This is a genomic window from Citrobacter sp. Cf072 (assembly GCF_030334485.1).
GTDB classification, from domain to species: domain Bacteria; phylum Pseudomonadota; class Gammaproteobacteria; order Enterobacterales; family Enterobacteriaceae; genus Citrobacter; species Citrobacter freundii.
Genome location: NZ_JAOWDX010000047.1, coordinates 1,115,803 through 1,129,388 on the forward strand (window position 1 = coordinate 1,115,803; position 13,586 = coordinate 1,129,388).

Below are 13,586 nucleotides of genomic sequence, written 5' to 3' on the forward strand. Positions count from 1 at the left end.
AAATGAAAAAATCGCTGGTAGCTGCGGGTGTGGTGGTTGCGCTGGGTATCGTCTGGACGGGCGGCGCCTGGTACACAGGAAAGAAACTCGAAACGCATCTCGCCGAGATGGTGACGCAGGCAAACGATCAGTTAAAACGTTTCTCCCCTGAGGCGGGTATTGAACTGAGTTATCAAAACTACCAGCGCGGGGTGTTCAATAGCCAACTGCAATTGGTGGTGAAACCAATAGCCGGGCAGGCAGATTCCTGGCTGAAACCGGGGCAAAGTATTGTCCTGGATGAAACGGTGGATCACGGTCCCTTCCCACTGGCCCAACTGAAGTCACTGAATCTGGTTCCGGCTATGGCCTCCGTGAAAACGACGCTGGTGAATAACGACGTTACCAAACCGCTGTTTGATATTGCCAAGGGTGAGTCGCCATTTGTCATTAACTCCCGTATCAGCTACAGCGGCGATACCCGTTCCGATCTTTCCCTTAAACCACTGAACTACGAGAAAGGCGACGAAAAAGTAGCCTTCAGCGGCGGGGAATTCCAGTTTACAGCAGACAAAGAAGGTAACGCTGTCTCGCTGACAGGCAATGCGCAAAGCGGCGTGGTCAATGCTGTCAACGAGTATGACCAGAAAGTACAAATGACTTTCAATAATCTGAAGACTGAGGGTTCCAGCAGTATTGCCAGCTTTGGTGAGCGCATCGGCGACCAGAAATTGTCACTCGAAAAACTGTCGATCTCGGTCGAGGGTAAAGAGTTGGCGGTTCTGGAGGGCATGGGTATCGATGGCAAATCCGATCTGGTTAACGACGGTAAAACTGTCAACAGTCAGCTGGATTACACGCTGAACAGCCTTAAATTACAGGGCCAGGATATGGGTAGCGGTAAGCTGACGCTGAAAGTTGCCCAGATTGACGGTGAAGCCCTGCATCAGTTCAGTCAGCAGTATAGCGCCCAAACCAAGGCGCTGATGGCGCAGATCGATGTGGTACAAAATCCTGAGCTTTATCAGCAAAAAGTCACCGAAGCTTTCTTCAATGCGCTGCCGATACTGATGAAAGGCGAGCCGGTTATCACCATTGCCCCGCTGAGCTGGAAAAATGCGAAAGGTGAAACCGCATTTAATCTGTCACTGCTGCTAAAAGATCCGACAGCAAATACTGAGGAACCACAAACGCTGGCTCAGGAAGTGGATCGTTCGGTCAAATCACTGGATGCCAAGCTGACGATTCCGGTCGATATGGCGACTGAGTTCATGACGCAGATCGCCAAAATTGAAGGCTATCAGCAGGAGCAAGCGGCCGATCTTGCGAAGCAACAGGTGAATGGCCTGGCGGCAATGGGTCAGATGTTCCGAATTACAACGATGCAGGACAACGTCATCGGCTCCAGCCTGCAATACGCAAACGGACAGGTTACGTTAAACGGACAAAAAATGCCGCTGGATGAGTTTGTTGGCATGTTCGGTATGCCTTCTCTCGGCGAACCGGATGCCCCGGCTATCCCGCAACAGTAAATACGCGTGACAAAAGGCCCGATAACCGTGTGTTTATCGGGCCTTTTTTATTTGGCCACCACCAGACGAGCGGAAAGCGTCAGGTTACGCGAATGACCATCATCGTGCCCAATGCGCTGCAGCATGCGCTCAGCAAGGGTATATCCCATTTCACGCGCAGGCGTGCAGGCCCAAATAATGGGGATATCGTCCAGTGCATTTTCCGCTACATCGGCAAATCCCGCTAAGGAGATCTGCTGTTCGAAATAGCGATCTACGCCAATTTCACCACTCTGACGCCCCGCTCTCATCAGGCCAAACCAGGCGCCAACGGCAATGGTTTCGTTGTAGCACACCACTGCGCTGATCGTTGGGTTACGACGTAACAGCGCGGTTACCTCCTCTGCGGCCTGCTTCTGGCTGGATGAACACTCCAGCACCCAGTCGCTATGAAACGGTAAACCATACTTTAGCAACGTCGTACAATAGCCGCCGACACGCTCTGCGCGAGTCAATGAGGAACTCTGCCCCCCCAACCACGCTATTCGCTGATGCCCGTGGCGGATAAGATGTTCAACCAGCAATTGCGAAGCCTGCATGTTGTCAGGTCTGACGGTGTCGACATCATCCAGGTAGCTTGCCCGAGAAGCAAACACCACCGGTATCCCCTTATCGGCGGCCAGTTGTTGTAGGTCGTCGCTACTGCCGGCAGCCCCGGCGATCACCACACCATCAACCCCTTGATTTAGCAACATAGCGAAACGCTGCGCGAGCTGTTCGCCATCTTTGCCACCATGTAATAAAAAGACCATGCGCCCCTGCGTTTCTAATGCTTCCGTCAGACCCGCCGTCAACTCGGCGTAAAACGGCGTAGAAAGATCGCGCACAATCAAACCAATTACCCCGCTCTGCCCGCCACGCAGCGCCGATGCCTGGCGATTACGCACAAACCCGAGTTGCTCAATAGCGGCATTCACGCGTTCGCCTGTCGCGGATGAAATACGACCTTTTCCACTAAGCACCAATGAGACAGTACTGACCGAAACGCCCGCGGCCAGCGCAACATCATGGATGGTTATTTTTTTGGCTATAGCCATAAAAACGGAAAACTCCCTGATAACGTGACGGATAAAACGTTTTATCAATCACTTATATTTATACGCCCTATTATCGTTCGATAATGTGATTTATACCGCACTAAAATTAGGTAAAACGTTTTATCTTCTCGCCATCATTAGTCAGCTAGCTTTTACGAGGAGTCGTTTGATGACGACGAGAACTACACCAAAAATAACGTTATGGGAATTTTTCCAGCAGTTGGGCAAAACCTTTATGCTCCCCGTAGCGCTACTCTCATTTTGCGGGATCATGTTGGGGATCGGCAGCTCGTTAAGCAGCCATGATGTCTTAACGCTGATCCCGGCATTGGGTAATCCGGTACTGCAGGCCATCTTTACCTGGATGAGCAAAGTCGGCTCATTTGCGTTTAGTTTCTTACCGGTGATGTTCTGTATTGCCATACCTCTAGGCCTTGCTCGCGAGAACAAAGGCGTAGCGGCATTTGCCGGTTTTGTTGGTTATGCGGTCATGAACCTTGCCGTCAACTTCTGGTTAACCGCGAAAGGTATCTTACCTACCACGGATGCCGCGATCCTGAAGGCCAACAACGTGCAGAATATCCTGGGGATCCAGTCGATCGACACTGGGATCCTCGGTGCTGTTATTGCCGGGATCATCGTCTGGATGCTGCATGAACGTTTCCACAACATTCGTCTGCCGGATGCGCTGGCTTTCTTCGGCGGCACCCGCTTTGTGCCTATCATCTCCTCGGTGGTGATGGGGCTGGTCGGGCTGGTTATTCCCCTGATCTGGCCGGTTTTCGCCATGGGCATTACCGGGCTCGGCCACATCATCAACAGCGCGGGAGAATTTGGCCCAATGCTGTTTGGTACCGGTGAACGTCTGCTGCTGCCGTTTGGTCTGCATCATATTCTGGTGGCGCTTATTCGCTTCACCGAGGCTGGCGGTACGCAAGAAGTCTGCGGTCACAGCGTGAGCGGCGCACTGACTATTTTCCAGGCCCAACTGAGCTGCCCGACAACACAAGGTTTCTCTGAAAGCGCAACCCGCTTCCTGTCGCAGGGCAAAATGCCTGCGTTCCTCGGTGGTTTACCGGGGGCAGCGCTCGCTATGTACCACTGTGCTCGCCCTGAAAATCGTCATAAAATTAAAGGGTTATTAATTTCCGGTCTTATTGCCTGTGTGATCGGCGGTACCACCGAGCCCCTTGAGTTCTTATTCCTGTTCGTTGCCCCAGTTCTGTATGTGATCCACGCCCTGCTGACCGGTCTTGGCTTCACTGTGATGGCAGTGCTTGGCGTCACCATCGGTAACACCGACGGTAACCTGATTGACTTCGTGGTGTTCGGCATCCTGCATGGACTCTCTACCAAGTGGTATCTGGTCCCTGTTGTGGCGGCGATCTGGTTCGCGGTGTACTACGTCATCTTCCGTTTCGCCATCACACGCTTCAATTTGAAAACACCAGGTCGGGACGTCGAAATTGCCAGCAATATCGAAAAAGTAATGGCTGGAGCGCCGGGTAAATCCGGTTACAACGTCCCTGCCATTCTGGCGGCGCTTGGCGGTGCGGAAAACATCGTCAACCTGGATAACTGCATTACCCGTCTGCGTTTGTCAGTGAAAGATATGTCTCTTGTGAATGTACAGGCACTGAAGGACAATCGCGCCATTGGCGTAGTGCAACTCAATCAGCATAATCTTCAGGTCGTTATTGGCCCACAGGTCCAGTCAGTAAAAGACGAGATCGCAGTTCTGATGAACACCGTACAAGCTTAAGGACAATGATATGTTTGATTTTTCAAAGGTTGTGGACAGGCATGGTACCTGGTGTACTCAGTGGGATTACGTTGCCGACCGTTTTGGTTCAGCCGACCTGCTGCCATTCACCATCTCCGATATGGATTTTGCCACCGCACCCTGTATTCTGGAGGCGCTGACTCAGCGCCTGTCACATGGCGTGTTGGGTTACAGTCGCTGGAAAAATGATGAATTTCTTGCGGCGATTAGTCACTGGTTTCTATCGCGTCATAATACCCAAATCGATCCTCAGTCGCTGGTTTATGGCCCCTCGGTTATCTATATGGTATCGGAGCTGATCCGCCAGTGGTCTTCTGCGGGTGATGCGGTGGTGATTCATACGCCGGCGTACGACGCGTTTTACAAAGCAATTGAAGGTAATCAGCGCGTGGTGCGCGCTGTCGAACTGGAAAAACGCACTGACGGTTGGTACTGCGACATGGCCGCGCTGGAGAATGCCCTGTCTCGTCCAGAGAGCAAAATTCTTCTGCTCTGTAGCCCACAAAATCCGACGGGCAAAGTGTGGACGCGTGATGAGCTGGAAACCATGGCAGAACTGTGTCAGCGCCATGGTGTAAAAGTTATTTCCGATGAGATCCATATGGATATGGTATGGGGGGATCACCCACATATCCCCTGGAGTAATGTCGCGCGTGACAACTGGGCGCTGCTCACTTCCGGTTCAAAAAGTTTTAATATTCCGGCACTGACCGGGGCTTACGGAATTATTGAAGACGCTCAAAGCCGTAACGATTATCTCTGCGCATTAAAAGGTCGCGATGGTCTTTCCTCACCAGCAGTGCTCGCGCTGAGCGCACATATTGCCGCCTATCATCAGGGAGCAAGCTGGCTTGATGCGCTGCGCGATTACCTTACCAGCAATTTGCATTACGTCGCCCGCGAGCTTAATGCCGCATTCCCCGAACTGAACTGGCAGGTTCCGCAATCCACCTATCTGGCATGGATTGACCTGCGTCCGCTCAACATTGATGACCACGCATTGCAGGAAGCGCTCATCCACCAGCAGAAAGTCGCCATCATGCCCGGATACACATACGGCGAAGAAGGACGCGGTTTTGTGCGCCTGAATGCCGGATGTCCACGATCCAAACTTGAAAAAGGCGTTCAGGGGTTGATTAACGGCATACGTTCTGTACGCTAATAAAGTTTGCGCAATGAAATTAGTCATTGCGCAACATAGATTTTTATCCCGATTTTTTCTTATAATACGACGCACTTTACCTAAATACACGAGTGCGACCATGATTGATACTTCCCTCCCATTGACCGACGTCCATCGCCACCTTGATGGTAACATCCGTGCCCAAACGATTCTGGATCTGGGTCGTCAGTTCAATTTAACGCTCCCGGCACAAACGTTGGAAACGCTGATCCCTCATGTGCAAGTGACATCCACTGAGCCAGATTTAGTGAGTTTTTTATCCAAGCTCGACTGGGGCGTGAAGGTACTGGCCTCGCTGGATGCCTGTCTCCGCGTGGCATTTGAAAATATTGAGGATGCAGCACGTAACGGTCTGCACTATGTAGAATTACGTTTTTCACCAGGCTATATGGCGATGGCGCATCAACTCCCGGTGGCAGGTGTGGTTGAAGCCGTCATCGCAGGCGTGCGCGAGGGCTGCAAGACCTTTGGCGTCGAAGCACGCTTAATTGGCATTATGAGCCGTACTTTTGGCGAAGCCGCCTGTCTGCAGGAACTGGATGCGCTGTTAGCCCACCGAGATCATATTACGGCACTGGATCTAGCCGGTGACGAACTGGGATTCCCTGGCAGTCTGTTCCTGTCCCATTTCAACCAGGCACGCGACGCCGGCTGGCATATTACCGTGCATGCGGGCGAAGCCGCAGGACCAGAAAGCATCTGGCAGGCCATTAAAGAGCTGGGCGCTGAGCGTATTGGTCACGGCGTTAAAGCCGTTGAAGATCGTGCGTTGATGGATTATCTCGCCGAGCATCGTATCGGCATCGAATCCTGCCTGACATCAAACATTCAGACCAGCACCGTTGCCTCACTAGCGAACCATCCGCTGAAAACGTTCCTTGAGCATGGCGTTATTGCCAGTTTGAATACGGACGACCCGGCTGTTCAGGGTGTGGATATTATTCACGAGTACACCATTGCCGCACCAGCTGCAGGCCTAACGCGCGAACAGATCCGCCAGGCGCAAATCAACGGTCTGGAAATGGCATTCCTGAGTAACGAAGAAAAACAAGCCTTGCGCGAGAAAGTCGCCGCAGCGTAACGGGTAAAGTGCTGAATAGCGCTAACGCTTATCCGGCCTACGTTGGTTTTCATTGTAGGCCGGATAAAATGCCTGAGCATCTCCATCCGGCATTAGTCCAATCAAGCAAGGCACAGCGTCGAACGATGTTTCGCAGATTCGATACCCAGCTCAATCAGCTCCATAATTTGGATAGCCTGTCTCGCCGGTACCGGGTTTTCACCGTTACCGTTTAGCGCATCACGAATGCCAGCATAGTACGCCGGATAGTTGCCTGGTACAGTAAGCCAGGTTTCTTCAACCTGCTCTTCGCCTTCTACTCGCGTCAAAACGCCATCGCGCATATCATAACCCCAGTCTTCCTGTGGTAGTCGCTCGCCATTTTTCAGACGCTCTTCCTGCGGGTCAAGACCATACTTCACATAGCTGCCACGCGATCCGTGCACAATATAACGGGCCGATTCTGCGGCAGCGAGCATGGTGCCATGCAGGATCACACGACGCTGCGGATACGTCAGGATGGCATGGAAGTAATCCGTCGCCTGCGCGCCTGGACGCAACTGGGCCAGGTCTACCGTCAGGCTGACGGGCAAACCAAACAGATTAATCGCCTGATCCAAAAGATGCGGTGCTAAATCGTACCAGATACCGCTTCCCGGACCGCCCTGTTCACGCCAACGGTCACGAACCTGCGGGCGGAAACGATCGAAATGGGATTCGAAATACGCCACCTCTCCCAAAACACCATCCGCCAGCAGAGCTTTCAGCGTCAGAAAATCACTGTCCCAGCGACGGTTATGGAACACAGACAGCACGCGCCCGAGGCTGCGCGCCAGCGTATCCAGCTCACGAGCTTGTGACAGTGTCACAGTAAAAGGCTTATCAACAACCACATGTTTGCCCGCTTCCAGCGCAGCTTTCGCTAATGGAAAGTGTGTGTCATTAGGCGTGGGGATCACAATCAGGTCGATATTTGGATCGTTAAAAAGATGCTTAGGCTCAGCAACAACCGCCACCGTAGGCCAGTCTGCCTTCACTTTTGCTTCATCACTACTGGAAACTGCAGCCAGTTCCAGGCCCGGCGTGCCCACAATCAGGGGGGCATGGAAGGTTTTACTGGCATAACCATAGCCAATTAGCCCAACGCGGATGTTGTCACTCATGTTATTGCCTCTCAATTCAGGACTGACCTATTTCACACCATACCTTGCAACGTCTCAATAGTTTAATAACCTTTGCGCTACAAAGGTTGTTTTTAACTTAAGTCAAACATATGCCACTTATGCTTAACTTGCAGCGAAAAAGAGGGAGAAATCGTTCCCAACCATCTTGCTGTATTAATGAGAGATTAGTAACATTTGCAGCCTGTGTTTATGGATAAATCAAAGCAAATGTCATCAGTAATGAATCGTCTTATTGAATTAACAGGTTGGATTGTTCTCGCCGTCTCCGTGATCCTGCTGGGTGTTGCCAATCATATTGACAATTACCAGCCACCAGAGCCCGTTGCGGCAGTGCAGAAGAAATAAGCATCCGCAACCTTTTATTGCCCGGCAATTAACATTGGTAGTTGCAGGGTTTGCCGGTAAAAGATCGCTTTCTGTCAAAAAAAGCGAATTATGCCGCATCCCGCTCCGCTGCATATTGCCAGCGATCGCTAAGCGCGTTACCCTTGCCGAAGACGCGCATAGCGCCTGCTTTTTCACAGGTATGAACACTCTTCTTACATTTGCACGTAAATCCGCTTTTACCTGTGCACGTTGTTTATTTTTATATTTTCTACTCCGTTGGTATTATTTTATTAATATGGATCTGCATTTATGACTGTTCAGGATTACTTATTAAAATTCCGCAAAATCAGTTCACTCGAAAGTCTGGAAAAACTTTTCGACCATTTAAACTACACGCTCACCGACGATAGCGACATGATCAATATGTACCGTGCCGCAGACCATCGCCGTGCGGAGCTTATATCCGGAGGCCGTCTGTTTGATGTTGGTCAGGTACCTAAATCAGTCTGGCATTACGTGCAATAGAGAAGAAAGTAGCGCTCAACGTTAAAAGCTTTATAATAATCGCCCCAAAATGAATGGCATGATTGATTGCGCGCGTAAAACTGGAGAAGAGATGACTACCACACCGGCACAACGTATCGGAGGCTGGCTACTTGGGCCACTGGCCTGGCTGTTAGTCGCGTTGTTGAGCGCTTCGCTGGCGTTATTACTTTATGTCACTGCGCTGGCAACACCGCAAACCTTCAAAACGCTGGGTGAGCAAAGTACAGCAAATTTGCTGTTATGGGGCGTCTCCTTTGTTACCGCGATCGCCATGTGGTATTACACACTGTGGCTGACAATTGCGTTTTTCAAACGCAGAGCCTGTGTGCCCAAGCATTACATTCTGTGGCTGCTGATCTCCGTGTTGCTGGCGATTAAAGCGTTTGCGTTTTCACCTGTCCCAGACGCTTTTGCCGTGCGCCAACTGCTATTCCCATTACTGGCCGCAGCACTGTTGGTGCCCTACTTCAAGCGATCGCAGCGCGTTAAATCGACGTTTGTGAACCCGTAATAACCCTACAGTTAACCTGTTGTCGCCTGTTGTAGATTGTCAGATAATAGGCGGCTTTTTTATTTCAGGCCGAAAAATGACTGATTACCTGCTGCTGTTTGTCGGAACTGTACTGGTCAATAACTTTGTACTGGTCAAGTTTCTGGGCCTCTGCCCGTTTATGGGCGTTTCCAAAAAACTGGAAGCCGCAATGGGTATGGGCCTTGCCACGACGTTTGTCATGACACTGGCATCCATCTGCGCATGGCTGATTGATACCTGGATCCTAATCCCGCTCAATCTCATCTATCTGCGCACGCTGGCTTTTATTCTGGTTATCGCCGTCGTCGTGCAGTTTACCGAAATGGTTGTGCGCAAAACCAGCCCTGCGCTGTACCGCCTGCTGGGGATCTTCCTACCGCTGATCACGACTAACTGCGCAGTGTTAGGTGTGGCGCTGCTGAACATCAATCTCGGCCACAACTTTTTACAATCGGCGCTATACGGTTTTTCCGCCGCCGTCGGCTTCTCGCTGGTGATGGTACTGTTCGCCGCGATCCGCGAACGCCTCGCCGTGGCGGACGTCCCGGCGCCGTTTCGCGGGAATGCGATTGCGCTGATTACCGCTGGTTTAATGTCATTGGCCTTTATGGGCTTTAGTGGTTTGGTGAAGTTGTAATGAATGCTATCTGGATTGCCGTTGCCGCAGTGAGTGTACTGGGTCTGGCGTTCGGCGCTATTTTGGGGTACGCCTCACGACGTTTTGCCGTTGAAGATGATCCGGTCGTGGAGAAAATTGATGAAATTCTCCCGCAAAGCCAGTGTGGGCAGTGCGGCTATCCGGGCTGTCATCCTTACGCTGAAGCGATCGGCTCTCAGGGTGAAAAAATTAACCGTTGCGCCCCCGGTGGCGAAGCGGTGATGTTAAAAATTGCCGCCCTGCTGAACGTCGATCCGCAGCCTATTGATGGTGATGAACAAGACGTTACGCCGGTGCGTATGCTGGCGGTCATTGATGAAAATAACTGTATCGGGTGCACTAAGTGTATTCAGGCCTGCCCGGTCGATGCGATCGTGGGCGCGACTCGCGCCATGCACACGGTAATGAGCGATCTCTGCACTGGGTGCAACCTGTGTGTTGACCCGTGCCCGACGCAATGCATTGAATTACGCCCGGTAGCCGAGACACCCGATAGCTGGAAATGGGATTTAAACACCATCCCTGTGCGCATCATTCCCGTGGAACAACATGTTTAAGTTATTCTCTGCATTCAGAAAAAATAAAATCTGGGACTTTGATGGTGGCATTCATCCACCAGAAATGAAAACCCAGTCAAACGGAACACCGTTGCGACAGGTTCCGCTGGCACCGCGTTTCGTTATTCCGCTGAAACAACATATTGGTGCGGAGGGTGAACTGTGCGTAAACGTGGGTGACACCGTGCTGCGTGGTCAGGCATTAACCCGCGGGCGTGGCAAAATGCTTCCAGTCCATGCGCCAACATCAGGTACCGTGGTTGCCATTGCCCCGCACTCCACCGCACATCCTTCGGCACTGGCTGAGTTGAGCGTTATCATAGACGCCGATGGAGAAGACCGCTGGATTGAGCGAGACGGCTGGACCGATTACCGCTCCCGCAACCGGGAAGAGCTGATTGCGCGTATTCATCAGTTCGGCGTCGCCGGGCTGGGTGGCGCAGGTTTTCCCACCGGCGTTAAACTGCAGGGCGGCGGAGATAAAATTGAAACGCTGATCATTAACGCCGCCGAATGCGAGCCGTACATTACGGCAGATGACCGCCTGATGCAGGACTGTGCGGCTCAGGTCGTCGAAGGGATCCGCATCCTGGCGCACATTCTTCAGCCACGCGATATCCTCCTCGGCATAGAAGATAACAAGCCGCAGGCAATATCTATGCTGCGCGCGGTGCTGGCTGATTCACACGACATCAGTTTGCGCGTGATCCCCACCAAGTACCCTTCCGGCGGGGCTAAACAGTTAACACAAATCCTGACTGGCAAGCAGGTTCCCCACGGTGGACGCTCCTCAGATATCGGCGTATTGATGCAAAACGTCGGAACCGCCTATGCAATTAAACGTGCAGTAATTGACGGTGAGCCGATCACCGAACGTGTCGTGACGCTTACCGGTGAAGCCGTCAGCCGTCCGGGCAACGTCTGGGCGCGTTTGGGCACGCCGGTTCGTCATCTGCTCAACGACGCGGGCTTCTGCCCTTCCGCCGACCAGATGGTGATTATGGGCGGACCGTTGATGGGGTTTACGCTGCCATGGCTGGATGTCCCGGTGGTGAAGATTACCAACTGTCTTCTGGCCCCCTCTGCCAGTGAAATGGGTGAAACGCCGGAAGAAAAAGGCTGCATTCGCTGTAGCGCATGCGCCGATGCCTGTCCGGCGGATCTCCTGCCACAACAGCTTTATTGGTTCAGTAAAGGGCAACAGCACGACAAAGCAACGGCCCACAATATTGCCGACTGCATTGAATGCGGTGCCTGCGCCTGGGTATGCCCAAGCAATATTCCGCTGGTGCAGTATTTCCGCCAGGAAAAAGCCGAGATTTACGCCATTAGCCAGGAAGAAAAACGAGCCGCTGAAGCGAAAGCACGGTTTGAAGCCCGACAGGCGCGCCTTGAACGTGAAAAAGCAGCGCGTCTTGAACGCCATAAGAGCGCCGCTGCTCAACCGGCGGCCAAAGACCATGATGCTATTGCCGCTGCGCTGGCTCGCGTAAAAGAAAAACAGGCTCAGGCGCTGCAGCCGGTAGTAATTCAGGCAGGTGAAAAACCTGACAATAGCGCAGTGATTGCCGCACGCGAGGCGCGTAAGGCGCAAGCTCGTGCTTCCCGTAAGGAAAATTCGCCGCAAAGTGAAGGCAGCAGCACGGGTACAGATCCGCGTAAAGCTGCCGTCGAAGCGGCAATTGCTCGCGCCAAAGCCCGCAAGCTCGAGCAGCAGGCGGTACCGGAAACATCCGAACCGGTTGATCCACGCAAAGCCGCCGTGGAAGCGGCCATCGCCCGCGCCAAAGCCCGCAAGCTCGAGCAGCAGGCGGTACCGGAAACAGCCGAACCGGTTGATCCACGCAAAGCCGCCGTTGAAGCGGCCATCGCCCGCGCTAAGGCCCGCAAGCTCGAGCAGCAGGTGGTACCGGAAACAGCCGAACCGGTTGATCCACGTAAAGCCGCCGTGGAAGCGGCAATCGCCCGCGCTAAGGCCCGCAAGCTCGAGCAGCAGGCGGTACCGGAAACAGCCGAACCGGCTGATCCACGCAAAGCCGCCGTCGCGGCCGCTATCGCACGCGCTCAGGCAAAGAAAGCCGCACAGCAGCAGGTTGTTAACGAGGAATAAATGGTATTCAGAATAGCAAGCTCCCCTTATACCCATAACCAGCGCCAGACATCGCGTATCATGATGTTGGTGTTACTTGCGGCATTGCCGGGGATCGCCGCACAGCTGTGGTTCTTCGGCTGGGGTACGTTGTTCCAGATAATTCTGGCCGCCATCAGCGCTATCGCAGCCGAAGCGGGCGTGCTTAAACTGCGTAAACAACCCATTGTGCCGATTTTAAAAGACAACTCTGCGTTACTCACCGGGTTGCTGCTGGCCGTGAGCATTCCCCCGCTCGCCCCCTGGTGGATGGTGGTATTGGGCACGGTATTCGCGGTTATCATTGCGAAACAGCTGTATGGCGGTCTCGGTCAGAACCCGTTTAACCCTGCCATGATTGGTTACGTCGTGCTGCTAATCTCATTTCCAGTACAGATGACCAGTTGGCTGCCGCCGCACGAAATTGCGGCTACAGTGCCAGGGTTCTTTGACGCGCTGAACGTTATCCTTAGCGGCCATACCGTCAGCGGTGGGGATATGAATACACTGCGTATGGGCATTGATGGTATCAGCCAGGCAACGCCTCTCGATACCTTTAAGACATCACTGCATGCCGGGCATACCGTTGAACAGGTGATGCAATACCCGATTTACAGCGGTGTGCTGGCAGGCGCGGGCTGGCAGTGGGTTAATCTTGCCTGGCTGGCGGGTGGTATCGTTCTGTTATGGCAGGGGGCGATTCGCTGGCATATCCCGGTTAGCTTTCTGCTGTCGCTCGCCGTTTGCGCCACTCTGGGATGGTTGTTCTCACCTGAGTCACTCGCGTCTCCTCAGTTACACCTGCTTTCCGGCGCAACCATGCTGGGTGCATTTTTTATTCTTACCGACCCCGTTACGGCCTCGACAACTAACCGCGGCCGCCTGATTTTTGGCGCACTTGCGGGGTTGTTAGTATGGTTGATTCGCAGTTTTGGCGGTTATCCTGACGGTGTAGCCTTTGCCGTATTACTGGCAAATATCACGGTTCCCCTGATTGATTATTACACCCGCCCTCGCGTGTACGGACATCGCTAAGGACTC

Annotated in this window: 13 protein-coding genes; 11 read left to right on the top strand and 2 right to left on the bottom strand. The window is 52.9% G+C overall.

Annotation, left to right across the window (positions count from 1 at the left end):
• The first annotated feature begins 2 nt into the window (after positions 1–2).
• The gene (locus OGX66_RS24170; RefSeq protein WP_003028973.1) at positions 3–1,511 is read left to right on the top strand and encodes a YdgA family protein; all 1,509 of its coding nucleotides are present in this window, start codon (positions 3–5) and stop codon (positions 1,509–1,511) included.
• A gap of 47 nt (positions 1,512–1,558) precedes the next feature.
• On the opposite strand, the gene OGX66_RS24175 is transcribed toward OGX66_RS24170, so the two are convergent.
• Complete coding sequence (locus OGX66_RS24175; protein WP_003843556.1) at positions 1,559–2,587, bottom strand: Mal regulon transcriptional regulator MalI; 1,029 nt, start codon at positions 2,585–2,587, stop codon at positions 1,559–1,561.
• 169 nt (positions 2,588–2,756) lie between these two features.
• Here OGX66_RS24175 and malX point away from each other — a divergent pair, with 169 nt between their 5' ends.
• The 3 genes from malX to add all read left to right on the top strand — a co-directional run bounded on the left by malX (position 2,757) and on the right by add (position 6,634).
• A complete protein-coding gene (gene malX / locus OGX66_RS24180) occupies positions 2,757–4,349 on the top strand; it encodes a maltose/glucose-specific PTS transporter subunit IIBC (protein ID WP_136345950.1) in 1,593 nt (530 codons plus the stop codon).
• Positions 4,350–4,359: 10 nt separating this feature from the next.
• Entirely contained in the window at positions 4,360–5,532 is a 1,173-nt protein-coding gene (locus OGX66_RS24185; protein ID WP_071697165.1) for a MalY/PatB family protein, read from the top strand.
• A gap of 100 nt (positions 5,533–5,632) precedes the next feature.
• Entirely contained in the window at positions 5,633–6,634 is a 1,002-nt protein-coding gene (gene add, locus OGX66_RS24190; protein ID WP_088902341.1) for an adenosine deaminase, read from the top strand.
• A gap of 101 nt (positions 6,635–6,735) precedes the next feature.
• Here the strand turns inward: add and OGX66_RS24195 are convergent, their stop codons facing one another.
• Positions 6,736–7,776, bottom strand: a complete 1,041-nt coding sequence (locus tag OGX66_RS24195; protein WP_003836419.1) for an oxidoreductase — start codon at positions 7,774–7,776, stop codon at positions 6,736–6,738.
• A 240-nt stretch (positions 7,777–8,016) separates the two neighbouring features.
• On the opposite strand from OGX66_RS24195, the gene blr reads away from it, so the two are divergent.
• From blr to rsxD, 7 genes are all read left to right on the top strand, one after another.
• Positions 8,017–8,142, top strand: coding sequence for a division septum protein Blr (blr, locus tag OGX66_RS24200; RefSeq protein WP_003029134.1), 126 nt, complete (start codon positions 8,017–8,019; stop codon positions 8,140–8,142).
• Positions 8,143–8,433: 291 nt separating this feature from the next.
• Positions 8,434–8,649, top strand: a complete 216-nt coding sequence (gene ydgT / locus OGX66_RS24205; RefSeq protein ID WP_003029138.1) for a transcription modulator YdgT — start codon at positions 8,434–8,436, stop codon at positions 8,647–8,649.
• Between the two features lie 91 nt (positions 8,650–8,740).
• Positions 8,741–9,181 (top strand): DUF2569 domain-containing protein, encoded by a 441-nt coding sequence (locus OGX66_RS24210; protein ID WP_003832803.1) that lies wholly within the window; start codon positions 8,741–8,743, stop codon positions 9,179–9,181.
• Positions 9,182–9,257: 76 nt separating this feature from the next.
• The gene (gene rsxA / locus OGX66_RS24215) at positions 9,258–9,839 is read left to right on the top strand and encodes an electron transport complex subunit RsxA (protein ID WP_270921805.1); all 582 of its coding nucleotides are present in this window, start codon (positions 9,258–9,260) and stop codon (positions 9,837–9,839) included.
• Positions 9,839–10,417, top strand: a complete 579-nt coding sequence (gene rsxB, locus OGX66_RS24220; protein WP_003029148.1) for an electron transport complex subunit RsxB — start codon at positions 9,839–9,841, stop codon at positions 10,415–10,417. Before rsxA ends, rsxB begins: the two co-directional genes overlap by 1 nt.
• The gene (gene rsxC / locus OGX66_RS24225; RefSeq protein ID WP_088902342.1) at positions 10,410–12,527 is read left to right on the top strand and encodes an electron transport complex subunit RsxC; all 2,118 of its coding nucleotides are present in this window, start codon (positions 10,410–10,412) and stop codon (positions 12,525–12,527) included. Before rsxB ends, rsxC begins: the two co-directional genes overlap by 8 nt.
• Positions 12,528–13,580 (top strand): electron transport complex subunit RsxD, encoded by a 1,053-nt coding sequence (rsxD, locus tag OGX66_RS24230; RefSeq protein WP_003836424.1) that lies wholly within the window; start codon positions 12,528–12,530, stop codon positions 13,578–13,580. It abuts the gene before it with no gap.
• The last annotated feature ends 6 nt before the right edge of the window (positions 13,581–13,586 follow it).